This window comes from Comamonas testosteroni, assembly GCF_030505195.1.
In the GTDB taxonomy this organism is placed as follows: domain Bacteria; phylum Pseudomonadota; class Gammaproteobacteria; order Burkholderiales; family Burkholderiaceae_C; genus Comamonas; species Comamonas testosteroni_G.
In genome coordinates, this window is sequence record NZ_CP129673.1 from 18050 (window position 1) to 42770 (window position 24721).

A 24721-nucleotide genomic window follows, 5' to 3' on the forward strand; every position below is an offset into this window, starting at 1 on the left:
ACTCTCCTGTTTGAGGGAAAGAATCGTCTCTCGACCACCGTTCTTCAAACACGAAAGTGCCTGCGGACTTGAGGGCAGTGCTGGGTGGCTTTGCAGTGTCGAGAGGCGGGTTCCTGCCAGAACCGCTGACCCGGATTATCCTCGGATTTCTAACCATAGCGCTACTGGCCTGGATTTCAAGCTTCCTTGCATGGCAGGACACTTACGCAAAGAACGCTTCAACTCGATGGCCTAAGCTTCTGGTTCAGGTAGTGAAACATCGTTCGGACGGCGTTAACGACCAAAGCAGCCTCCGGCGTACCGACAATGCTCTCGTTGGGGTGAGCGATGCTGCCGTGGTTACGCAGGGTATTGATGGCATCGAGAACGGCTGCGAAGGGGGCCAAAATTTTCCCTATATCACCATCGTGATTCCCGAGTGATTGCAGCGCAGGATGTTGCGCACGCAATGCCTTGTAGGCCACGGTCAAGGTTGCACCGTCTGGGAGTTCGATTCCGCTTTCTTGGCACATGGTTTTTAGGTATCCATGCATAGCGGTATGGAGACGGTCAATAGTGCTAGGTGCCCCAGAGGTTGCAAGCAAATTATCCGCATCGGCCAAAGCAAGACGAACAGCCTCTGATGCAGAAATATGTTGCGCCACGGGGGGAACATGCCCTGCTTGGTAGCCCATCGAGATCAGCTTTCCCGGTTGATCTCGCTCCAGGTGGGGACGAATTTTTGGATGTTGGATAACCGCAACCAAGGCTTGAATGTCCTGCCGTGAAAAATGCTCAAGCACCGCAAATACATGATTGCTGTAGTCAGCATCATTCCAGGACAGACTACGCAGAAGGCGCGGATGCTTGGTGATGTAGTCCTGAAGCCCCGTCTCATAGCCAATCTCACGCCAATCGGCTGCAGTAAATTCGGTCAATATTGCCCGCTGCATTGCAAGCAGCAATGGGCCACGCCAGGCCGAATCTTCTAACAAATCATGGTTCATATCGCCTCCCTGAAAGGAGCAATCTAACCTAGAGTGGTGCTCAATGAGAGCCTAGTCTTAAGCTCGATGCGTGGAGGCGCAGTCATCTAGAATGAATTCATAGAGGTACACATACTGGGAGGATGTGTGAAACATGCACTATTGACCATCATAGGGGTCCTGCTAACTGCTAACGCAAGCGCAAGCTCTCCAGACAGTGTTCTGATCGTGTGCGACAAAGTTTCTGACGCGAATCTTGGAAAACTCGATTTGTACAAAAAGCCTCCCAAGAATGAAGACGAGCACATTTTGAACATCATTTCGGGTGACGGGATAGCGTCGCTACTTGTAGAGAAGCCGAAGCGCATCACTCTCGTATTGAAAGAGTCCGTCAATAGAATTGAAAACACGGACGGGACGACTCAATTTGGCGGGGCAACTATTGAGTTCAATAGCCACCATGTCAAAGCTGTAGGCAAAGGCCAGGTTCTGAACATAAACAGAGTCACCGGAGCAATGACCCATACATTCATCTTGTCGGACGAAACAATTGCCTCGTGGAAAAGCAAGCATGGAGGCACACTCCCAAAGGCTGGGACTTGGCGCTATCAATGCCAAAAATCAGCTCCTGCTTTTTAGAGTGAGCGCACTCTAAGAATAGAGGATCTGTAGTCAGGTGCAGTGCCTAACAAAAAGATCAACTTGATCGGTGAGCACTTCAACAGGCATCTGTGTAGCGCCAGCGAACTCCATGTAAGCTGATCGGTGTCGTCCATTGGTGAATGAGACGACTGCATGAATGCTTGGTGGCACCAAGCCAAACCAGCGCTTGACTTGTACTTCTTCGATGGAGGCACGAGGCATCACGGGTACGCCTACACCAGATGGGTCCAGGTGAGAATATAAGCCCTCACGCTTTTCGTCACTCCACAACTGGATTTCTGGAATCCGCAACTGATTGCCGTTGCGTACGCAAGCCATGAACTTCGCTACGTCAACAACTACAACGGAATACCACGAATGGTCTGGGAGGGTGCGCTGCAGGAAGATCTGAGAGTAGGGCGCATGTGTATGGGCAAGCTGGACAGTCCACTGTTGAGGAGTTGAAACCATTGAAGATTTTTCGGTTGCAGGAGCCGCGAAGGCTCTGATGAAGATGAAAACCTATCAATGCTGCAAGTGTGTTTCCGGGACCTCTATACCCTTTGACGGGCGCTTGATCAGCCTTCCTACAGAGGCTTGCTGAGGGAGGCACCGGAAGGGGTCAGACTTTCTGAAAATACTTGTTAGCACTCAAGTCAACCAAGACTCGGCCATGGAGAACCCGATTCGGAATTCTGAAGGAGAACGTCATGGAGTCACGCTCCAGCCCGTGTCTCTTAGCAAAAATTTCTGCAGCCCCTTGAGCTAGGATCGAACCAGAGCCTTTGAGGATGAAAGTGTCTTCTCCTATGGACGTTGTTGTGATAACCCCGTCGCCGTCTCTTTCTCGAAAAATCGCCATTTCTATTCCGGTAAATGTGAAGGTCAGAGCATAAGAGTTTAGTCAGTTGCAGCATTGAATTTTCATGGCACACCAGGCCAACAACGGAAAGATATGCACCAGCTGGGCCAGCAGCTGCCTGCGGCTAGATCCGAGTGCACCTGACTGGCACCGAGGAACTGCAGGGCCATCTGGCGACCCTGCAGCAGCTGATCGACGACCGACCATGAAACCCCCGGCCATAGACAGTGCCGAGCACTAAGCGCTGCCGCGAGGCGCTACCCACTAGGCCAGATCCTGACCACGGCGGCGACCGCAAGACCACGCCAAAAGGTTGTTGGTCAACTTTCCGCTAAAGCGCAGGAGTGCTCATAAGAAAGAGAGTGATGGCCAACAGAAAGTAGATGAGATATTTAGGCAAAGGAAGCTCCGTGTTTACTGTGAGCACCATTGCCCACAACACGTAAAGCGCGCGCTTTTATCCATGACGGCATACTTCGCCAAGTTTCCTCGCGCTGCAGCGCCGACCTCGGAAAGATCAAAAAAGTAGGGTCGAAAAAAAAGCTGTCCTGGGACAGCTTTTGGGGTTTAAAGGGAAGTAGGTTCAGGTGTGCACCGGGTCTTCATGCCCCACCAGGACTTCCGCTGGGATGCCCAACGTCATCAAGCGACGGATCATGGCCAGCGAGAGCTGGCGAGTACCGTTGAGCACTTCATACACGCGGTTAGGAGAGCCAATGTAGGGCTTCATATCGGCCACGGTCAGCCCACCTTGTTCCATGCAGAATCTAATGGCTTCAATCGGGGTAGGTGCTGCAATGGGGAACTTCTTTTCCTCGTATGCTTCGACCAGCAGGCCCAGCACCTCCAGGCGCTCGCCTTCGGGCGAGTCGGCATCGGGGTCAAGGTCAATGAGTGCCGAGACTTCAGCCAGCATGGCCTTGTAATCGGCTTCGCAGCGGATAGGGCGGATTTGCATGGTGGCTCCTTTCATTTCGAATTATCGACCGTTGCAGCGTCGATTGCGTCATATTGCTTGTGCGTGCCTACGAATTTCACGTAGGCCCATTGCATCTTGTATGCGATGGCGACAATGAGGCGATAGTCGTTGCCTTTGATGTTGAAGACCACACGGTTGTTGCCAACGATGCTGGCATTGCCAAATGCGGCTTTCACATCTGCAGGCGAGCGCCATTGCGCTTTTGTCGCCACTTCGAACCACGCTTCTATTGCATCACGGGAATCGGCATATCTAGGTTGGCTGTAGAAGGCGGTCAAGATAGCCCGTGAAACAATGTGCATGCGTCCATGATAGTCCCAATTTGGGACTACCGCCAGTTCTTCAAGACAATCCCTCACTCTTCAGATGGATTGCGTTTTTGCATACGAAAACGCACGATATCCATCCGCACGCGTGAATACATTGGATGACCTGACAGAAGTGGTCCCGGTCGTTTGAACAATTGAGTCCAGTTGCTAAGCGAGATCACCGGGGTTATGCCGCCTGCATTTGTGCAAACGGCAATGCTGCAAAGTACGCTTCATCAGGGGTAGCTTGGCTGTGTGCCTGATGGGGGCGTTGTGAATTGTAGAACTGCAAGTATTGTGCAATCCCACAGCGTGCGGCACGCACGCTGTCATAGGCTTTGAGATAGATTTCCTCGTACTTGATGGAGCGCCACAGGCGCTCCACGAAGACGTTGTCACGCCATGCCCCTTTGCCATCCATAGAGATGCGAATACCGTGGCGTTTGAGCTGTGCGGTGAAGGCTTCGCTGGTGAATTGGCTGCCCTGATCGGTGTTGAAGATGGCAGGCGTTCCCCAGCGGGCAATAGCCTCTTGCACGGCATCCACGCAAAACTGCACGTCCATCGTATTGGACAGTCGCCAAGCCAAGACCTTGCGGCTGTACCAGTCCACCACAGCGCAAAGGTACAGCCACCCTTTGTGCATTCGCACATAGGTGATGTCCATGGCCCAAACTTGGTTGGCATACGTCACGGACTTATTCCTCAACAGGTACGGGTAGATCTTGTGCTGCGGATGACGAGCACTGGTACGAGGTTGGCAGTACAGCGCCGTGATGCACATGCGCTTCATCAGCGTGCGCACATGCCTGCGGCCTACGCAATGCCCTTGGCGCTGCAACAACCCACGCAGCATGCGTGAGCCCGCAAATGGGTGGGCTACATGTAACGCATCCAAGGTGTGGGCCAACGAAACTTGCTCACTGTTTGGTGACTTGCGGCGGTAATAAATAGAGCCACGACTGATTTGCATAAGTTGGGCTTGGCGAGCCAGCGACAAGCTATGACCGCGGTCAATCATCGACCTACGCTGAGCAATCCCGCTTTGCTCAGCGCACCTTGCAAAAAATCCTTCTCTAAGGTCAGTTGACCAATCTTGGCGTGAAGCTCTTTAAGGTCGACCGCAGGGGTTGTGGGCGCAGGAGCTGCGCCAAACACGTCAGCAGCCCGCTCCAGCAGCATGCGTTTCCAATCTGCAATCTGGCTGGGGTGAACTTCATATTGCTGAGCCAGCTCAGCAACCGTGCGCTCTCCGCGCACGGCTTCTAGTGCCACCTTCGCTTTAAATACGGGGCTGTGCTTGCGTCGGGATTTGATGGTCATAGATCTCTCCAGGTTCGGCCTGTTGTCAGGTCATTTTTACGGGGAAAGATCTCGCTTAGCTAGCTGTTCAAAAAACTGGAACCACTTCTTCGTGAATCATCTTCAAGCATTCCAACGTCTTGCAGAGCTTTTAGCGATTTGTACATTTCTTCGGCTGCGGCGATCTTGTGAGCTTCTTCGCTTGTGCAGTTCAAGAGCATAGGCCTGCTCAGACCTATTAGATGGTGGTACGTAGGCCCCATTCCCTGCGCGGGGCTAACGCTCCATGTAATGTGCTCGCCATGGCCTCTCAGCCAGCTTTGGCACTCTTCATAGCTGCCGGTAAAGCTGGTGCTAAGAATCCAAGCGGTGAATTTACCGTTATGGTTGTCATCAAGTCGAACGGGGTTCATGGTGGCTTTCGGCGCATAGGTGTGCGTCATGTTTTCCTTCTTTATCGCTGGCCGTTTCGCACAGCCTCAATGTCGGCGTAGCTCTGTCCAGCCTCAAGCATCAGCACCGGCCATTTGGAGCCGTTCGGACAACGTGTAATCAGCGAAACTTCAAGGCCCAAATTCTCAATCTGGCGTTTCGCTGCGGCCATGATCTTCATGGCTTCTGCTTGAGCAGCTTCAATTGCTGCCCCGGCTTGCTGACCAACTTCGGCCTGGATTTGTTCAGTAGACATGGCTCTCTCTAGTTTCCCGGGCGAAAGACGGAATTCCTTGATTGCTCGTTTGCTAGGTTGGGTAGCAAGGGGCATTTGCATACTCTCGTGCAGTCACTAAAGCCCATGCGAGCAGGATTGAACTAACTGCACCCATCAAGACACACTTCCACATCGCATAAGGCCACAATCTTGATTGAAAGAGCCATTCCCCGTTGATGTAATCAGGAGCTGTCAAGAAAGTTGCGCTGGTATAGCCTAGAAAGATCATCCCCAAGGTGAATCGAAAGAACGTGTATCTAAAAAAGGCTGCAAAAGGGTTCATTGTTTTCTCCTTAACGGCTCGCAACCGCACCTGTCAACCAAGCTTGTGCCTGTGCCTCGATTTGATCTGAGATTGCCCGCGTCACATCGCCCGCTGGTTTCCTTGATTAAGCACTGATGGATGCAGCCACATAGCGCTGCACCAGCTCAAACACTTCACGCGCCGACTTACTTGGCGCTACATCACCGCCCATCCCCGGCTTAGAGGGCGGCATCCAAACATCGAACGAATCGCCATTCCGATACTTTGCAAGTGGGGAGCGCTTAATCGTGATCCACTTTCCGCCTGGAAGATCAATCGTCAAGCTCTCTTCTCTGGCACCTGCTGTGACTTTCACTTGAGTGCCCAGCGTTGCCAAATCGGCTTTTAGTGCTGCAATCATGAGATTGATGTTTTCCTATCTGAGAAGTGGTTCCAGTTTTTTGAACAGCTAGCTAAGCGAGATCTTTCCCCGTAAAAATGACCTGACAACAGGCCGAACCTGGAGAGATCTATGACCATCAAATCCCGACGCAAGCACAGCCCCGTATTTAAAGCGAAGGTGGCACTAGAAGCCGTGCGCGGAGAGCGCACGGTTGCTGAGCTGGCTCAGCAATATGAAGTTCACCCCAGCCAGATTGCAGATTGGAAACGCATGCTGCTGGAGCGGGCTGCTGACGTGTTTGGCGCAGCTCCTGCGCCCACAACCCCTGCGGTCGACCTTAAAGAGCTTCACGCCAAGATTGGTCAACTGACCTTAGAGAAGGATTTTTTGCAAGGTGCGCTGAGCAAAGCGGGATTGCTCAGCGTAGGTCGATGATTGACCGCGGTCATAGCTTGTCGCTGGCTCGCCAAGCCCAACTTATGCAAATCAGTCGTGGCTCTATTTATTACCGCCGCAAGTCACCAAACAGTGAGCAAGTTTCGTTGGCCCACACCTTGGATGCGTTACATGTAGCCCACCCATTTGCGGGCTCACGCATGCTGCGTGGGTTGTTGCAGCGCCAAGGGCATTGCGTAGGCCGCAGGCATGTGCGCACGCTGATGAAGCGCATGTGCATCACGGCGCTGTACTGCCAACCTCGTACCAGTGCTCGTCATCCGCAGCACAAGATCTACCCGTACCTGTTGAGGAATAAGTCCGTGACGTATGCCAACCAAGTTTGGGCCATGGACATCACCTATGTGCGAATGCACAAAGGGTGGCTGTACCTTTGCGCTGTGGTGGACTGGTACAGCCGCAAGGTCTTGGCTTGGCGACTGTCCAATACGATGGACGTGCAGTTTTGCGTGGATGCCGTGCAAGAGGCTATTGCCCGCTGGGGAACGCCTGCCATCTTCAACACCGATCAGGGCAGCCAATTCACCAGCGAAGCCTTCACCGCACAGCTCAAACGCCACGGTATTCGCATCTCTATGGATGGCAAAGGGGCATGGCGTGACAACGTCTTCGTGGAGCGCCTGTGGCGCTCCATCAAGTACGAGGAAATCTATCTCAAAGCCTATGACAGCGTGCGTGCCGCACGCTGTGGGATTGCACAATACTTGCAGTTCTACAATTCACAACGCCCCCATCAGGCACACAGCCAAGCTACCCCTGATGAAGCGTACTTTGCAGCATTGCCGTTTGCACAAATGCAGGCGGCATAACCCCGGTGATCTCGCTTAGCAACTGGACTCAATTGTTCAAACGACCGGGACCACTTCTCGAGGAATGCATGGCGGCATACAAGAAGCTAAAGCTAACGCCCGCGCCATCTTGGCTAAATTAGCTAGTTCATTTTGACATCAAGGAAAGAAGAATGACTCAACTTGAGCACTTGGACGAAATTGCCCGTGAAGCATGGGCTGGCAACTATGACCGCACTGGGGTCCTGTCTGGTGGTGAGCGCCGCTATGTTGCCCTGGCATCAGGCCGGATGCGCGAGCTTTGCCCAGATGATTCGATTCCCTATGCAGTGAATAGTCTCGATCCTGGCTGGTTTGAGCACATGCTGACGGTGTGGCGAGCAGATAGCCAACCCCTGAGCTGACAAAGGAAATCACACATCGGTAGACCCCAAGAAGCGTTCTGAAGAACGTGCTACAGGCCGCCAGGACGGCAGGCCTATAGCACGAGAGCACGGGCCAGTGATAATTTGAAGATCGACAGACAGGGATAGTCAATGAAAAGAAGTTGGATGCGAGTTAAGACGGTTGCCACGGTGGCATTGATTGCTGCGACCGTGAGCGCTGTTCATGCCGCACAGGTGGAGGGAGAGTCTTGCGCCCATGTGAGCAATGGAACCTTCGGCGGTCGTTTCTCGAAAACGCTGATTTGCGCAAACCAGGTATGGCAAGACGCTGAAACGTTACCGCAAGCGACCATTTCCATTGCGAAATACAGCGCATCAAATGCCTTCGTCAAATCGCGTGCTTTAGTGTCACTCGTAGGCACGCCGGTCATCAGTAAAGAGTTCGGTGTGCCCGATGCATTCTCAATTTTTGCTACGGTCGTGCGGTTCAACGCAGACAACACAGCGCACGTAGTTGTTGACATCGAAACAGGTGATGGTTGGCAAAAACACATTGAGAAAGTTGTGTCCACTGGCACAGAGACACGCATTGCCATCGATGGCAGTGGCGCAGAGTACCGGATGTCCGTTGTACGTCACCAATAAGAAAAAAAGAGCGCGACAGGAAGAGTTGAAGGAGGCAGGAAAGATACATGAAGAAAAAGCTATTGTTGAAAGCATTCGTGCAAGCTGCTGACCCTGACACGCTGCGAATCCTCCATTTGGAGAGCGGGTGGAGTGTCACTAGCGACGATGCCTTACTCATGCGGCCCAATGGGCGCTCTTCATTCGACACGCCCGAACAGGCTCTTCGTGTGTTGGCCGGGGTGGGCATTCGCTGTGCAGTCATTGAATGGGATGGCCTGGAAGCCATCACCGAGTAAGCAAGGAACATCGATGACCCCCTCATCTGCAAAGCGTCACTTGCTGAAACTGCAGCGCGATCTCGAAGAGAGTGAAGCGAAGTTGCGGGAAGCAGGCTTTTCCGTTGCCAATGGATCGGTGCGCAAATTTGATTTGCGAACAATTGAAGCTATCAATGTCCTGGTGCTTGGGATGGGACAGAAGCCCAAGCGACTCACAAAGAAGGCAACGAAGTTGCTTGAAGAGGCGGGTTGCAATGAGATTTCGGACGACTATGTGATGCTTGGCTCAACTGATCTGCGCGTCCTTCTGTCCGATGCAGCAATTGATGATTTGAACGCCCAGGCGCGAGATCAAGACAGCTACAAATGATCGATCAAGGCACGATGCGCGAGAAAAAATGGAGCACTTCCCCTGCGCAGGGGATGGGGCCGTATTGCCTTGGCGGGCTGAATGGAAAGCCATCATGAGTATTTGGGCTTGGATTTTTCGAGTGGCAGGGGGCCGATTTATGATCGGCGTTCTGCTTGTTCTTCTGGGCTGCACAGGCCTGAACATGCCGACTCTTGAAAAAGATGGCGAAGTTGTCATTCAGACCGCACTTTGGAATTTTGGTCATTGGCCGTTCGTGCTTTGCTTGGGAGCTGGCTTGGTACTGATTTCATGGGCATACGTCACAGCTAAAGAATGGCAAGGTGCCAAATTTCACAATCCAGAGATTCAAGCAATCGCTGATGAAATGGATGCAGCGATTCGCGCTGAAAAGGAAAGCCCTGCGGGTCAACGTAAGGCGAGAATTAAGTCAGTTGGTATCGTCGCAATTTTTTTGGGCGTGGGTGTTGTGGTTACGGGCTTAGTTTCAGATGAACTACTGCTTTCTGATTGGTACAAAATTTGGTTCGGTTTTGGAATGGGTTTGATTGGTCTGGGGGCGGTTGCACTCGCATTATTCTGGGACTAAGAAATGCACTTCTGTTTGATCCAGAGATTTAGAGAAATAACCCATGAATGATGCACACCGTAAAGCCCGCCTAAATTACCTCATTGACCATGATTACGGGCGAGCAGCTGAATTTGTGCGTTCCACTGGCATCAGCAAGGCACGCGTATCCCAGATGACCAGTTCAGCTCACCCTTTTGGTGAGGCTGCTGCACGCAAGCTGGCTCAAGACCTTGGGCTACATGAAGATTGGTTCAACCACACCTTACCCACTCCAAAAGAAGAGCAGGCTGGAAAGAGCCAGCCCACCACGATGGATGTTGTGACATCCATCAGCGGTGCGATTCTCCTGACAACTGATCGCCTGAACGTGTTGACCAGCACTATTGAGCGGCTTCACAGCTTTGCAATCAGTCCAGTCTGTCCGCAGGCCTGCGCCGAAGAAATTTTTGACCGAATTGCAGATTTGGAAAAACTGCTTCGCGGCGTTGAGCGTGAGAAGGCCATCAGTGCCCAGAGTCTCAAGTCTTGATCAAGGGAGCACTATCACCATGCCTCAATATTCCAGACGAGTAATTGCCGGAAGTGGCGAAACCTGGGTCGGTGGTGTCGCTTGGTCGGATGTTTCTGAAGAGCACGAAGGTCCGTGTCGCGTGAGCTTCAATAGCCGCACTGGACGCGTAGATGTCGCAGTCTTCCCGAACTATTGCGAAGCTCATGCGGCAGCAATGTGTGGCGTGACAGTCGAGTTGGGTGGGTATTGTGAGGCCGTGGTTACGGCAGCTGTCGATGGAGAAACAGTGACTCACCAGACCAGTGCGAGTTGGCTTCAAGAGTAGACCTACGCATAAGATCAGGATTCCGCTTTAGAGCATCAGTGAAAGCAAAATGACACAAAGATCGCAGCTCGAAATCACTGCATATCACGAAGCTGGCCACGCTGTGATGGCCATGTCATGCGGGTTTCACGTCACAGAGATTTCTATCGAAGCTTCGGAAAATGGTCAAGGGCATACAGCGTGGCAAACGCCCATGTCCATGGCTGTGGCCGCGAGGGTTGGCACAATCATGACCCTAGCATCTGGCATGGCAGCTGACTATCTGCATTGCAAGAGCCTTTATGGAGAGGACAGACAGGAAGCATTGCTTGGGTATAAAGGTGATGAGCAAGATGCCAACATACATCTTTCTGAAATTGGTCAGGAATGGGCATTTGAATACTACGTTGGACTCGCACTTAGGCACCTTAAACAGGACGAGGTTTGGCAATACGTAAAGCAAATAGCAGAATTGCTGAAGGAAAGCCGATTGATTAATGGTCGTGAAACTTTGCACAGGGTCGCACAGCAAATACCGAAAATTCCTGCGCAAACTTTGGAAACGTACAAGTTTATTGTTGAAGATATGTATAAGCTGGAACAGATACATGCGGAGCGCAACTGAATGCGCAAACACACATGAACATCGCCAAGCGCCAAGCCACCGAGGCGATGCCACTGGACCAGAAGCTACCGCAAAGTAATACAAGGAGATCACATGGCAGTTACTAGAGATCCAGCACCGAGCGGCAAGCTCAAATTGGTGGACTACTTTCATGAGACATCTAGCACGCACGTTGACACATCGCGTGAAATTGTCCTCGTGCCACATGGCAAGGAAGCAGTCATGCTGGAAATCCAGTTTGAGCACAACAACGCATACAAGGGCACGGGGACATCGACCATTGAGCGTTGGTCGATTGACCGAGAGCAGCTGGTCGAACTCATCAAGGCAAACGGCCAGCGTGAGTCTGTTGTTTAAGAGGTTTGTGACGCGATGAGAGAGTTGCGGGGAAGACAGGGAGAAGGAACTGGGTATGTGGAAGCGAACAATTTCCGTCAGCATTGCATTTGTATTGTGGGCAGCTGTGTTCTTCACACAAGCTGCATTTGATGTTCCTTATGTGTTGATCATGCTGACGATGTTCTTTGTCAGCCTACCTGCCTCCGGTTGGATCGCGCGCATGCTTACGGGTGTTGATCCGTACAAGGTAATGTTCAGATAGAAGGAATGCATTTCTGATGTGGCAGCAGATCTGGGGTACTCTTGAATTGGTAGCACAGGACATGCCGGGTGGTGTGCCTGTGTTGCATGCATTTCTACTGGTCGGATGCATTGCACTCTTGATGCTCGTTATAGAAGTGACACTAAAGGTCATCGTGGCCAGGGAAGATTCACCGTCTCCGAAGTTGAGGAGACATTGAAGGCGCAGCCTGTTGGCTGCTGGAGAGCTATGCTGCGCACTGCGCATGATCTCTTTTTCGCATGCGAAAACTCTGTCCTACCTTCTTTGGAAGGGGCAGTTTGTCCACAAAGGCCTACTATTGCATAGCGTTTTCCGTATTGCGCAGCGCTCGCGCGCCTGATTCTGTAGAGTGACCCGTCCACCGAACAAACAAGGAGGACAACACCATGAGTAAAGATGTAGAACAAGCCCGTGCGGCATATGAAGCTGCCAGAGCTGAATGCATTTCCGAGACGGAAAGCTTTTGCAATCGACGCGATGGCAGTGTTAGGCAAGAAGCTATGGCAGAAGAGCGGCTTGAAAGAGCGCGTGCCAATGAGGCGGAAAAGAAGCGAGATCTTGAAGCCGCAGAACGTAGGCAACAGCAGCAAAAGCCAAAAGATGGCGAGCCTGGTTAAGCTGAACCAGGCGCTACTTTTCGATTGACATGAGATCTACAACGCTCTTTCCGTAAGAGCGTTTTTTTGTACGTATTGGTTCAGCAGAAGGAACTTGCTGACCAAGATGGGCCGCCCCACGGGCCGACTATTGAAGATGCGTGTTTAGCCTTGACACCATCTATAAGTCCGTGGAGAACTCCATGAAAAGCGTAAAAAAGGTGGTCCTGTACGCTACCGCAGCCCTAGTGGCGGGCGCGGCAGGTTCTGTGCACGCAGATGTGCTGCAATACAAGTTCAGTCAAGCCAACGGCCAAGTGCGAGAAGTACTTGCTGAAAACAGGTACATAAACCCCGATAGCTTTCTTGATATTTATGCAAGCGCTGGAACAGATCGAAAGGTGAAAATCACCATTCTTCGAAAAGATACTGGTGCTGAAGTCGAAAGCAAAACAAGCGAGTTGTTGGGTTTCAACAGCAAGATTGTTGTCGATTCAAAGTCTTACTACGGTGCTATTCTGAGGTTCAACTCTCCCTCAGAAGGAACCTTTGTAGCCCGTCAAGACACTCTGTCATCAGCGAACAAAATTGTTCAGACAACACAAACCGAGTTTGTTGTTGACAGGACACCACCTAGAACGGGTGAGTGGTTCTGGAGCGTTCCATATGGTGGTGGAATACAGGGTGATGGGATACCTAAATTCGGTACAACCGAAGCAAGAAATATTGGTATCAAAGATGTCCAAGATGCAAGTGGGATATCGTCTATCAACTTCAAGACTGAAGTTATTAATGGGCCGAAAACCGGCCTGATCACGAACACTGGTGATGTTGGTTACAACGAAAGCTTGAAAGAGGCAATCATCGGTGGGGCTAATGTCAATGATCTGTTCGACAAAGCATTCAACTCGTTGGGGGCAAACTCAAAGAATAAGATTACATTCTTTGTGACGGACAAAGCAGGTAATAGTTCATCATCTTCGATGATCTTTCATAATGATAGTATTTGCCCTGCAACTCCAATTCCGGTTGGATACTACGATCCAGCATATGGCGGAAACCTGTATGGTGTTCAGCAATTAAAGGGATATAGAGAGATTACTGGAAGTTTTAATCTTCCTCAGAACCCAGGTAGCTTCATCTATCGATCTCCAAGAAGCCAAAGCAAATCTGCCACAGAAACACAACCCTATGGCGGATATTTTGTAGCCGATGCTGGTGGGGTTATTAGTCATTCTGTTATTCATAGTGATAGCAACTATGTTTACTACAAGATTGACGGTGTTATTAATCCAGATAAACAATTTGGGGATTTTTTGCGGTGGAACAGTGACGGGTTCTGGGTTTGTGATGATGTAAGACTTCCTCAGGCTAATTTCACAGCTTCAACGACTCCACCTCATAATAAAATCAAGCAAGAGTTTGACATCGCTGGTTATGGTCGTATCCAAGTCGGATTCAAAGATATTCCAGGAAGGACGATTCCCAGAGATACCAAGATGACTGGTATCGCAGTTGAGGTTGAACCACGGCCATATGTACAAAGGGTGATGGTCGCTCAGCAGACCTGTGATGTCCCCGCGAATCAGAAGTCTTGCTATATCAATACGAATACGCCTTGGAACGTCACAGGCGAAGTTGTGATGTATCAGTATCTGAGTAATGTTAGTCGGTTAGATATGCCTGGAATGGTGGTGCCTGCGGGGTATATCACCCTTGCCTATGATGGCGAAGATCCGATATTTCAGAGGTTCGTCAGTCATGATAGTTTTGAGAAGAAAGTATCTGTTGAATTCTTCGAAGGAAATTCAGGTAGTCTTTGGGGAACTGTAAATCTTCCGCATTCAGGCCTCAGATTTGTCGATAAGTCTGGAAAAGAAACTATTTTCAATCATGAATCTGTCGTTTCTGGAAATAACAAGTATACATTTACGACAAGCTATAAAGGTCTACCCCCTGGCCAGTATGATGTTTACGCGTGGGCAACGGATAACTGGGGAAATACTGCAGCTCCATCTCCAAAATTATTCACCATTGCGAACGACACAACCAAGCCAGTGATTAAGATCATTTCATCAGGGAGCGGTGTGACAAGTCTTGATGATATTACCTTCACTGTGAATGATGAAACTACGGCGAAGCCGCGAGTCACAAGCATCAAGCTTGAGGGAGGACCTACAAAAGATACGGTTTATCTAACGGCACGCTCACTGGGACTGAATTACTATGGTTTGGAGTATCCAATCATGTTCCCGAGTCTTGAACAAGGTGAAAGCTACACGCTCACAGTTCAAGGCGTAGACGATCAGGGAAATATAGGAGAAGCGAGCTTCGGCTTCGACTACACACCTCGCCAAATAACGATGTCGCCAGACGCGAGTGGCATATTGTCGATCCCTGCCTTGGCAGCGGAGTTCAGGCGTGCCAGCGGCAAGGAGGTGATCGACTCCAATCCCGTGACAATGCGCGATGGTACGGTTGTGTCGGGCCGATATGACATCATGGCCACGCTGCGCAAGGATGCCAAAGTACCGCTGAAGGTCAACGGTTTCGTTGTCGAACCTGGCCAAACTGTTGTCGTGATGCCTGCCCACGACTTCGCCAGCACAGGTGGCAAGATCAGCCTGTCCGTGTCTGCAGCAGTGGATGGCCAAACGGGCACATCCAATTTGCTGGTCACAACCTCAGCTCCGAACTCCCCGGTCCTCATTGCGAATATCAACGTCTGGAAGCCAGCTGGGAAGCTCACAGGAACATCTGCGTCCGTGCGTCAGGGCATTGATGTGTACACAACGAATGCAGTGAATGACGCTGCTAATGGGAGCCGGTGTGCCCTGAGTACGGATGAATCCCGTGCCAAGACCGCTGATCCCATCACAGCCCCAGTGTGTTTGCTGGGTTGGGACAAGATTCCAGAGGGGGATTACCAATCTACTGAGAAAGACAAGAGCACCATCAACCTGCAAGGTAGGGCATCCAAGCTGGGGAGCAACGACATGACGTTTGCTCTTTACATGTATGCCTCCAACGGCACCAAGTATCTCGTTGGTAACGGCAGTGGCAAGCTAAACGTCACATCGCCAATGGGTTCGGTGAAAATAGCCACGATCACCGATCTCTCGAAGGTGACTCGTCGGATTCAGGAAATTGACACTCGCGTCAAGCAGGTTGAAGGTCCAGTGTGTCTCTTCGTGCAAGGCGCTGAGAAGGCCGCGCTCGATGCCAGCACCAAGATGAACATCGCAGCAAGCCCAAGCTGCTGGGTGGAGTGGACAAAGCTGCCTGTAGGCTTGAGCCAAGCTGAGAGAGTCGAAGTTCCCCTGCTGCAGGGCAACATCCCGAACAAGGGCGCGACTGAGCTGAAGTGGAAAATCTCGATGTTCAGCAAGTCAGGACAACAGATTGTCCTGAATGAGCAATCACAGCCTATTACGGTCGTTGATCCTTCCGTTCCTACGGTAGAGATTACCTCCCCACACGTCGTCAACGATAGCCTGCTTGTGGTGCCTCACACGGGTGGCTATGTAGGTGACGTGACCATCACTTCTGAGAGATCTCAACTTGATGTGAGCATCATGCGAGGCACTGACGTTCTTGAGTCAGGTGTTGCGGAGCCAAGCCGATTTGACAAGAGCCAGCTATACCGCCGCATTGATACCGACGAGCGGCCCCTTTGGACTGAAACACCGTACACCGTCAACGTCAACTACACGTTGCTGCCTGAAGTGAAGACCAAGAAGGTCTACCGCATCGTGGCAGGCCCATCGCTTGGCATGAGGCCGGTTGTATCGGTGAATTCGAACCAGGCTGTGGACACTGAAGCCATGAAGGTGAAGGTGACGATGAGTGACCGATATAAGCCTGCAGAGGCCTATAACGCAAACATGGGCAAATGGAAGGTCCGTTTGGTCAAGCTCATGACCTACAACAAGCGAGAGCCAATGACGGACTATGTGGAAACCGTTGACGGCGTGGCCACGTTTAATGTTGGTTTGGACAATGTGAATGCAGCATCGGTGCGCTTCATCGCAGAGGCGGTGCTTGTATCTCCGATAGAAGGCTACAAACGAACTGAAGAATCAACAGTGCCGACATTCATTACTGTGTTGAGAGGTAATGCGATTGGGGCATCCGTGACAGGGCGACGCCTTTCGGGCGAAGCTCCATTCGTGACAGCATTTAAGTTGGCACTGGATGAAGCTCTTGATATGCGTGCGGTCGGCGCTGTCGTCTGGGAAGTCAGCAGCAACCGGGGATCTAGCTGGGAGAAGATCGTTCAGCCGGAACAGCGCAAGATGATGTTCATGCGTACCTTCGAGAAAGGTGAGTACAAGGTCCGGGCCAAGATCACCAACATCAACTCTGCAAAGGAAAAGTACACAGAAATCGTGGATGTGATCGCCTATGACAAGCCCAAGCTTGAACTGACTGGCGCGCAGCAGCACTTCATCGGCTCCAAGGCCACGATGAGCGCCAAATTCAAATTTGGTAAGGACTACATCAGCAAAGATCGCGTCGTGATTGAATGGTCTAAGGATGGTGGGAAGACCTACGCAAAGGGTACAGATACGTTTCAGCTGACCTCAGCCAAGGAAGCCCGGATCAAGCTATCGGTTCGCGCTCGATCCATTGATGCACCAGGCAGCGATGCCTATGCTTTCGATGTCGTGAACAAGAGCATTGACTTTCTGCCAGTGAAGCCGCCCCGTCCTTACGTGACGGGTCCCTCACGAATCGAATTGGGCAAGACATACACCTTCAATGCGCGCATCACACCTCCGTACCCTTCGATGGATGTGAAGATGGCCGGTGCCTTCACCTTGCCGAACGGCAAGGTCGTCAACGGCGAGTCGGCAACCTATACGCCCACTGCAGCTGACTTGTCGGCAGAGCGAGTCGAGACAAAATACACCGCCTGGGTTGATGGCTACCGCAACCAGGGGGCAGAAGGGACTCACTCGATGCGTTCGCGTGTTTGGGAATATGTGTTCCCATCATTCGGTCTGCAGATCCGCAAGAGCGCAAACGTGTCGCCAGTTCAGATCACGCTGACAGTTCGTCCGATTGCTTTCGAGGGCACCCTTGAATCACCGACCTACGACTGGAACATTCCAGCAAGCGCGACCGTGCTCGACGACAAGTTCCCCACGCTGCGAACCTTTGTCCTCAATTCCACTGGCGCATTTGATGTCGGTGTGGTTGTCCGTGATGCGCGAGGTAACGTTGCAAAGCTGAAGGAAACCATCCTGATCGGTGAAGCTGCACCTTACTCAGTAGAGGTGAAGTACTCGGGTTCTAACCCGATCAATCGCGCACCATTGAGCGTTCTGCTGCGCCCTTATGTGACGGGTGGGCATCCGCAAGATCGCATCCTGACTCGGGAGTTCTTCGTGAACGGTGAGAAGCTGAACGTCACTGGCTTCTATGGCCGAACCGTCCTGCAGGCGGGTGAGCACGACATTCAGTACAAGGTTGTGAGTCAGATGGGCAGCGAGGCCACGGCCAAGCTCAATATCTCGGTGAAGGAGAACCAGCCTCCAACCTGCACCATGTCAAGCCGTGAGACAGTCGGCTCCTGGCTCTTCTATGCATCCTGCAAAGACGAGGATGGTCGCATGAAAACCTACGAATGGACTGTGGATGGTGAGGTGAAAGCGGTTACTGGTGATCGCTTGACGCTGAACCGCAGCGGTGATGCCAGGAAGCCCAATGTTCAACTGATCGGCATCGATGATGCAGGCGGGCGCTCGCAGCCAGCTGCGCTGCAGTAAGCCTCTGTAGCTACCAAATAAGGCCCGCGCTCTTGGAGCTGCGGGCCTTTTTCATTTCCGCCCAGGAAGGGCAACTTGGTGTTCAAGGAAATCAAAGGGCGAATCCTAGACTGAAAGCTCCCATAGTTACGTGGAGACGCGTATGAATTTCCGCAGAAAGTCAGGTGCATTGTTCCTGATTGCAGCAGCTGGCCTTCTACATGGGGCCAATGCTGAAGTTGTCCAATATGAATTTACGGACACTTTAAAGAAAACAAAAACTGTTCAAGCTTCTTCAGCGATTGATTTCTTGAATCCATCCGGTGATATAGCGGTTACTGTCAGTGCTGGTATTGATCGGAAGATTAGATTGACGGCCATTGATGCCACTGGAAAACAAATAGCGACCCAAACGAGCGCAGTTGTCGGACCCAATGACAGAGTTGTTGCGAACAACAAAAGTTATTACGGGTTTGTAATGACTTTAAGGCTACCAGGGGAAGGCAAGTACACAGTAAAGGCCGAGCTTCTTTCATCGTCAAATCAGGTGGTTCAGACTGATGGTTATCAGGTCATTGTGGACACGACACCACCGACCGCAGGCGAAATTGCGATCACGTCCCCCTATGGTGGCGGCATCATGGCCGATGGTCTTATTGCCGTTGCGAAAGTAGATAACCAGACAGGTTTAGCCAGTGTCTCCATATCCAATATTCATGACAGCAACTCTGTCAAGTCAATTAATTATGAACTTCTGACATCCAATTCTGGCATTGTTGTCAAATCTGGTGATGCTCAGTATGCCGAGAATTCGGATTCTATAGACTTAAAAAGAACTTTCTTTGCAAATACATTCAATGTTGATAATGGAAAATATAGACTCAAGTTCAAAATTAATGATATTGCTGGCAACACTTCAACATTAGAAAGAGCGTTGTATGTAAATTCAGCCTGTCCTGATACGCCGGAGTTTATGGGTCTTTATGACCCCAATTCAACAAGCAACTTTCTTGATATTCCTGCGTTGAAGGGATTTGTTGGTCCAAGCAACGGAAAGAATATTGTTAAGTTCAATCCAGCAAAAGCCTTGTATCGCGTCAAAAAAAATCAATCGAGAGATTTTGACCCGATCTGGGGCGGTTACTTTGCAAATATGGGAGTCGCAAAAACCGTATTGACAGCAGATGAAGATTATGCTTACTTGGTGATGGATGGGCCTGTAAATGAACTCGGCAACTTCCCAAACGAAACGCATAGGTGGACTAATACGTCAACACATGCTTGTAAGTCAATGGCGGTGCCAAATGCTGAGATTGACCCTTTGCAGTCAGCACCGGAGCCACAGTTCACGGAGGCATATATTGATGGATATGGTTGGGGGGCTAATACTTTCTACACGAAAGATAAAAATGTTCCTGCAGATACCAAAGTTTCACGTCTCCGATTTCATATCAAGGCACCTAGAGGCTATGACATTCAGGTTTCGCAAGGTAAGCCTTCATGCGTAATTCCGGCTGGTGAAGTTTCGTGTGAAATGGAAGTTGATTTTCCATTTAACACTTCAGATTCGCATGGTGCATACTCATTTAATGGCGTATTTAAAAGAGCGTCAGACGGCCAGCTTTCACTGTCAGGAAATGGGCGATTTTTCTACTGGGATAAGAAGAGTCCGACGATAACATCTGTATCCCATATCCGGGAAATAAAGGAATTTGTTTTTACTGTAAATGAGCCAGGCACAACCTCATATGGGATGGGACTAAATAAGGGATATATCGATGCAAAAAATAATAGAAGTGGAGTGGTGACGGAAATTGCCGAAGTCAGTGGAAGAACATCTGCAGGTAACGACCATAATCTCACGATTTCATATAAGTCTCTTCCTGATGGAGAATACACTTTTTCATTGAGAGCATTGGATAATTATGGTAACTCTGTCGAAAAAAGTGTTGATGGTGTTTATGCGATTGATTCGACCCCGCCTGTTCTGAACATTGTTGCCGGAACCTCGATTTCGACACTTGATGATGTCAAGATTAACTTGAGTGATGCACTGGACAAAACCCCCAGAATAACCGAGGTAAACCTGAAGGGCGGGGCGTCCAATGAGAACGTTTTTTTGACTGTGCGTTCACTTTCTGCGGGAAATTATGCTCTGGAATACCCAGTGATGTTTCCAAGTATGAAGGAGAATGAAAAATATACTCTAAGCATCAAGGCTCAAGATAGTCAAGGAAATGAGGTCCAGAAAAGTGTGACTTTCAAGTATGAGCCGAATCAGATCGCACTAAAGGGAAATTCTTCAAAGATTTCGATTCCGGCTTTTGAAGGCGATTACGTGCTGGAAGGCGGGAAGAAAATCCTGGAAACGGAAAAATTTACACTGAAAGATGGATCTAACGTTGTTGGTGTCTATGACATCTTCTTGACGCTTAGATCAGATTCAGAGGCACCCGTTCGCGTTAATGGTGTTGAAGTTTCGCCAGGGGAAACTAAAACTGTTATCAAGGACTACAACTTTGGTTCTAACGAAAGCAAAATTGCATTTGATATAAAGCCTGGTGCTCAATTCAAAAAAGGTGTTGCGAATATCCTGGTTTCCTCTTCCGCCCCGAATTCTCCAATCGTTGTTGGTGAAGTAACGATGTGGAAGCCAGAGATAGATGTCACCTTCCCTTCGCGTAGCATTGTTCAGGGAATTGAGAATTACACTGTTGCTCTTCGACCAGAAACATCAGCAACGTGCCAACTGACTACGCAAGAGACGAAGGCGAAGGCGGCAAACAATCTTCTTGCTCCGGTTTGTCTCGTGGACTTTTTTTCAAAACCTGTTGGTGACAGTATTCAGGTCGATGTGGCGAATGGTGTTGACCTCATTGGTCGTATGAATCAAGTCGGAAGGGAGGGTGTTTCATTTTCGCTGTATGTGTACGACAGCAAAGGGAAAAAGAATCAGGTGCAGAGTGGTATAGCATCGGTGAACTCGGTATCTGCTTTGGGATCTGTATCACTTGCTGCTACCGATGATATATCCAATGTGGTTCATTCAATTACTGATGCCGGTGTGAGGCTGAAGATTCAAGATGGCTACAAATGCAGTCTCACAATGAACAGAGATGCGGCGATTCAAGATGCTGCCACTCGGTCAACTGAGCAAGCGAGCAATTATTGCTTTGTTGATTGGATCAAGACCCCACCAGGGCTGGTTCAAGATGAGCGGTCTGACACGCCCTATCTTCGTGGCGTTGTCTCGTCTGAGGGGGTGCACCCGATCTCCTGGCGCGTGAGTCTGTTTACCAAAACTGGGGCTGAAATCAAGCTCAATGAGCAGTCAATCAACCTGACGGCGGTGAACCCACCTAAGCCCGAGATCCTTATCAACTCCAAGAGCTTGGTACCAGACGCTGAAAACGTGTTGGTTGTTCCGATGGCGGGCGGGTACATCGGTGATGTCGAAATCAAGTCGGTACGTGCCGCTCTGGACCTATCCATCGCGCGTGGTACTGAAGTCTTGGAACAGGCAAAAATTGAGCAGTCGATGGGCCTGTCCAACAATTCGACCTTTCGACGATTGAATGCGGACGCCCGTAATCTGTGGGAAGTCACGAAGTACAAGGTTGCAGCGGCCTTTACCGCACTTCCTAGTGTGAAACAGGAGGTCGTGTACAGCGTCTATGCAGCGCCCAGCGAAAGTGTGAAGCCAGTCATCAAACTGGATTCAGACACAGCTGTTAACACCTCGCCCATGAAGGTGGTGGTCACGATGAGCGACCGAGGCTCAACCTCTTCGACCTATACCCCCGAGACAATGGGGAAGTGGAAGGTGAGGTTGGTGCGAGTCATGACTTACAACAAGCGCGAAGAGCTTGCTGCACCAGTTGCGATCTCTGAAACTGGCGAGGCTGTATTCAATGTCGATGTTGGCAGTTTAGATTCGACGGCTCTGCGGTTCGTGGCCGAAGCTGAGCTAGAAAGTCCTGTACCTGGCTACAAGCGAGTGGCAGAGTCGCCTCAAGGTGCCTTCGTCACCATTTCACGAGGCGGAGAGATCACATCAGCCATATCTAGCCGTCGAACGTCTGGAGAAGCCCCCTTCACGAACACCTTCAAGCTGAGCATCGATGAGCGTTTGGATATGCGCGCTGTGGGCGATGTTGCCTGGGAGGTCAGTTCTGATGGTGGAAAGAGCTGGGTGGCGCACGATGTCAAGAACAAATCACAACGCTTCATGTTTGTGAATGTCTTCGACAAAGGTACACATCAGGTCCGCGCAAAGGTGGTCAATGCTAATTCGCTGAAGTCCAAGTATTCGGAGCCAGTGGAAGTCATTGCTTACGACAAACCGAAACTTGTGCTCACAGGTGCTCAAGCCTTCTACGTGGGTGGTACCGCCAAGGTCACAGCTGCCCTAACGCTCAATGGGAAGCCAATGAACACAGGAGATGCAGTAGTTGAATGGTCTGTAGACAACGGAGAAACCTTCAATGAAGGATCTACCCAGTTCGAGATCAAGCAGTCTGAAGTGGCCCGAGTGCGTTTGGTGGCCAGAGCGCGCTCTAAGGAAGCGCCTGCAGAGGACATGAGTGGCTACAGCGTTGTTCGAAAAACTGTGGAATTCCTGAAGATGAAGCCGCCGCGCGTCTACGTCGATGGCCCAATTCGGGTCGAGAAGGGAAAGACCTATGAACTGGCTGCACGGGTGACACCTCCGTATCGAGACATGGATTTGTCGTTCGATGGCGAGTTCACTCTACCGAATGGAACTGTTCAGAAGGGCACATCCATCCAATACACCCCCAGTGATGAAGATCTTGCATCGCAAACGATTAACGTGACCTACACGGCATGGGCACAAGGTTTCCGTGAAGATGGGGCTGAGTCCACCTACGTTTTCAAGACAAAGGTTTGGGAGTATGTGTGGCCAACCTTTGGCTTGGAGATCAAGAGAACCGCAAAGGTTGCACCTTCAGAGGTGACGGTCAAGATCCGGCCTATCGCATTCAGTGGCAACCTTGAAGAGCCTACCTATAGCTGGACTCTTCCTACCAAGGCAGTCATTACGGACTCTAGCAAGGCGACACAGCGCACCTTCAAGATCCTTGAAGACGGTGTGTATGAAATTGGCGTTGTTGTGAAAGATGCCCGTGGCCATGAGACTGTGATCAAGCAAGATCTGGCAATCGCTGAGTCTGCCCCCTACAAGGTGGAACTTCAGTACTCTGGGTCGAACGCAATCAACCGCGCCCCCTTGGATGTCCTGCTACGACCATATGTGACTGGTGGCCATCCGCTTGACCGCATCGACACACGCTCGTTCACCGTGAATGGTGAAAAGCTGGATGTCGCGGGACACTATGGCCGAATCACTCTTAATGCTGGTAATCACGATGTAGCGTTCAGCATCCGCAGCAAAATGGGTGAGGAAGCTGAGGCAAAGGTGCGGATCAGTGTGAAAGAAAACACTCTGCCAACATGCACGCTGACACAGCGAGAAACAGTAGGCTCCTGGCTCTTCTATGCATCCTGCAAAGATGAAGATGGCCGCATGAGGTCCTATGAATGGACGGTAGACGGTGAGGTGAAAGCGGTTACTGGTGATCGCCTGACGCTGAACCGCATTGGCGATGCAAAAAAGCCTAATGTCCAGCTGATCGGCATCGATGATGCAGGCGGGCGTTCGCAGCCAGCCGCGCTGCAGTAACGCTCAGTAGCTGCCAATGACAAAGGCCTGCGCTCATCGGGAGCTGCAGGCCTTTTTTGCGCATGACGGGTGCCCAAGCGACAAGCTCATGCAGGAGCAGTAAATGCCATTTCTGCAGTGGGATTCCTGCTGTACAGATCTGTCTCACTTCTGAATAGAACGCGCTCACGTTCTACTGTGTGGAGATGGAAGATCTCAGAACGCTCTGTGATGCGGCCAGCCTCATCCAAACTGTCCTGGATGCTCCCGTCACGGTAGCGAGGCACCAACTCCATGCGCGGTTGAGCTGATGCGGGTGTCCAATTTTGTGCAGCTGATGGCCAACGGTTTCCGAATCCGCCAAGGCTGGGAGACATTGTGTGCCACAGGACCATGCTCTCAGTAATCGCATCCATCTCGGAATCCAAGATCACGTATTGGACCTTATGGGTTACAACGCGCTCCGCGCCTACTGCCCATCGTGTGATGGTCGTGAGCTGGTTGATGCGAGTGGGAGACTCTATCAAGAGTCCGTTGATGGCTTTTTGGCCGACCTTGCGGCAACCCACCAGGTAGTTCTTGTTGGGGTATGGACGCCTTGCCACCAGCTCATGTCCATTTCGAAGAAATATGCCGAGCGTCGGACATTCAAAATCGATCAAGGAGCATTCGCCTTCAATTGAGCGGAAGGCGTACAAGCGTGGAATGAGATGAAGCAGCATTGAGAATTCAAATTTCCAAAA

At 50.9% G+C, this 24721-nt stretch carries 23 protein-coding genes; 14 read left to right on the plus strand and 9 right to left on the minus strand.

Features of this window, described 5'->3' with window-relative positions:
• Window positions 1-218: 218 nt before the first annotated feature.
• Window positions 219-986: an abortive infection family protein gene (locus QYQ99_RS27505; protein WP_034367584.1), complete on the minus strand. Its 768-nt coding sequence runs from the start codon at window positions 984-986 to the stop codon at window positions 219-221.
• A gap of 126 nt (window positions 987-1112) precedes the next feature.
• Between QYQ99_RS27505 and QYQ99_RS27510 the strand changes: the two genes are divergently transcribed.
• A complete protein-coding gene (locus QYQ99_RS27510; protein ID WP_157839547.1) occupies window positions 1113-1604 on the plus strand; it encodes a hypothetical protein in 492 nt (163 codons plus the stop codon).
• Window positions 1605-1637: 33 nt separating this feature from the next.
• On the opposite strand, the gene QYQ99_RS27515 is transcribed toward QYQ99_RS27510, so the two are convergent.
• From QYQ99_RS27515 to QYQ99_RS27545, 7 genes are all read right to left on the minus strand, one after another.
• Complete coding sequence (locus QYQ99_RS27515) at window positions 1638-2078, minus strand: plasmid fertility inhibition factor family protein (RefSeq protein WP_157839548.1); 441 nt, start codon at window positions 2076-2078, stop codon at window positions 1638-1640.
• Between the two features lie 974 nt (window positions 2079-3052).
• The gene (locus QYQ99_RS27520; protein ID WP_034367852.1) at window positions 3053-3427 is read right to left on the minus strand and encodes a helix-turn-helix domain-containing protein; all 375 of its coding nucleotides are present in this window, start codon (window positions 3425-3427) and stop codon (window positions 3053-3055) included.
• An 11-nt stretch (window positions 3428-3438) separates the two neighbouring features.
• The gene (locus QYQ99_RS27525) at window positions 3439-3750 is read right to left on the minus strand and encodes a type II toxin-antitoxin system HigB family toxin (RefSeq protein WP_034367592.1); all 312 of its coding nucleotides are present in this window, start codon (window positions 3748-3750) and stop codon (window positions 3439-3441) included.
• Between the two features lie 193 nt (window positions 3751-3943).
• Window positions 3944-5079 (minus strand): IS3 family transposase gene (locus tag QYQ99_RS27530; RefSeq protein ID WP_120785045.1). Its coding sequence is split into 2 segments (ribosomal slippage): window positions 3944-4818 and window positions 4818-5079, totalling 1137 coding nucleotides; the frame shifts between segments, so codons are not numbered across the junction.
• Between the two features lie 59 nt (window positions 5080-5138).
• Window positions 5139-5501 (minus strand): hypothetical protein, encoded by a 363-nt coding sequence (locus tag QYQ99_RS27535; RefSeq protein WP_302093296.1) that lies wholly within the window; start codon window positions 5499-5501, stop codon window positions 5139-5141.
• An 11-nt stretch (window positions 5502-5512) separates the two neighbouring features.
• A complete protein-coding gene (locus tag QYQ99_RS27540; RefSeq protein ID WP_157839549.1) occupies window positions 5513-5746 on the minus strand; it encodes a hypothetical protein in 234 nt (77 codons plus the stop codon).
• 410 nt (window positions 5747-6156) lie between these two features.
• Window positions 6157-6432: a hypothetical protein gene (locus QYQ99_RS27545; RefSeq protein ID WP_034367616.1), complete on the minus strand. Its 276-nt coding sequence runs from the start codon at window positions 6430-6432 to the stop codon at window positions 6157-6159.
• Between the two features lie 111 nt (window positions 6433-6543).
• Between QYQ99_RS27545 and QYQ99_RS27550 the strand changes: the two genes are divergently transcribed.
• The 13 genes from QYQ99_RS27550 to QYQ99_RS27610 all read left to right on the plus strand — a co-directional run bounded on the left by QYQ99_RS27550 (window position 6544) and on the right by QYQ99_RS27610 (window position 23999).
• Window positions 6544-7679, plus strand: a protein-coding gene (locus QYQ99_RS27550; protein WP_120785045.1) for an IS3 family transposase whose coding sequence is annotated in 2 segments (ribosomal slippage) — window positions 6544-6805 and window positions 6805-7679 — 1137 coding nt in all. Because the reading frame shifts where the segments join, the coding sequence is not laid out codon by codon here.
• 152 nt (window positions 7680-7831) lie between these two features.
• Complete coding sequence (locus QYQ99_RS27555) at window positions 7832-8062, plus strand: hypothetical protein (RefSeq protein ID WP_157839550.1); 231 nt, start codon at window positions 7832-7834, stop codon at window positions 8060-8062.
• 132 nt (window positions 8063-8194) lie between these two features.
• Complete coding sequence (locus tag QYQ99_RS27560) at window positions 8195-8689, plus strand: hypothetical protein (protein ID WP_157839551.1); 495 nt, start codon at window positions 8195-8197, stop codon at window positions 8687-8689.
• Between the two features lie 47 nt (window positions 8690-8736).
• Window positions 8737-8967: a hypothetical protein gene (locus QYQ99_RS27565; RefSeq protein ID WP_034367627.1), complete on the plus strand. Its 231-nt coding sequence runs from the start codon at window positions 8737-8739 to the stop codon at window positions 8965-8967.
• A 13-nt stretch (window positions 8968-8980) separates the two neighbouring features.
• On the plus strand, window positions 8981-9319 hold the full coding sequence (locus QYQ99_RS27570; RefSeq protein ID WP_157839552.1) for a hypothetical protein: 339 nt from the start codon (window positions 8981-8983) through the stop codon (window positions 9317-9319).
• 94 nt (window positions 9320-9413) lie between these two features.
• Window positions 9414-9908, plus strand: coding sequence for a hypothetical protein (locus QYQ99_RS27575; RefSeq protein WP_157839553.1), 495 nt, complete (start codon window positions 9414-9416; stop codon window positions 9906-9908).
• Between the two features lie 43 nt (window positions 9909-9951).
• Entirely contained in the window at window positions 9952-10419 is a 468-nt protein-coding gene (locus QYQ99_RS27580) for a hypothetical protein (RefSeq protein WP_034367636.1), read from the plus strand.
• 356 nt (window positions 10420-10775) lie between these two features.
• Entirely contained in the window at window positions 10776-11330 is a 555-nt protein-coding gene (locus tag QYQ99_RS27585) for a M50 family metallopeptidase (RefSeq protein ID WP_034367639.1), read from the plus strand.
• 93 nt (window positions 11331-11423) lie between these two features.
• Complete coding sequence (locus QYQ99_RS27590) at window positions 11424-11687, plus strand: hypothetical protein (RefSeq protein ID WP_034367642.1); 264 nt, start codon at window positions 11424-11426, stop codon at window positions 11685-11687.
• A 55-nt stretch (window positions 11688-11742) separates the two neighbouring features.
• Window positions 11743-11931, plus strand: coding sequence for a hypothetical protein (locus tag QYQ99_RS27595; RefSeq protein WP_034367645.1), 189 nt, complete (start codon window positions 11743-11745; stop codon window positions 11929-11931).
• Between the two features lie 407 nt (window positions 11932-12338).
• Window positions 12339-12569 (plus strand): hypothetical protein, encoded by a 231-nt coding sequence (locus QYQ99_RS27600; protein WP_131667127.1) that lies wholly within the window; start codon window positions 12339-12341, stop codon window positions 12567-12569.
• Window positions 12570-12751: 182 nt separating this feature from the next.
• Window positions 12752-18319 (plus strand): Ig-like domain-containing protein, encoded by a 5568-nt coding sequence (locus tag QYQ99_RS27605; protein ID WP_157839554.1) that lies wholly within the window; start codon window positions 12752-12754, stop codon window positions 18317-18319.
• Between the two features lie 142 nt (window positions 18320-18461).
• Window positions 18462-23999 (plus strand): Ig-like domain-containing protein, encoded by a 5538-nt coding sequence (locus QYQ99_RS27610; RefSeq protein WP_080750479.1) that lies wholly within the window; start codon window positions 18462-18464, stop codon window positions 23997-23999.
• 86 nt (window positions 24000-24085) lie between these two features.
• On the opposite strand, the gene QYQ99_RS27615 is transcribed toward QYQ99_RS27610, so the two are convergent.
• Window positions 24086-24700, minus strand: a complete 615-nt coding sequence (locus QYQ99_RS27615; RefSeq protein WP_034367660.1) for a DUF6012 family protein — start codon at window positions 24698-24700, stop codon at window positions 24086-24088.
• Window positions 24701-24721: the final 21 nt, after the last annotated feature.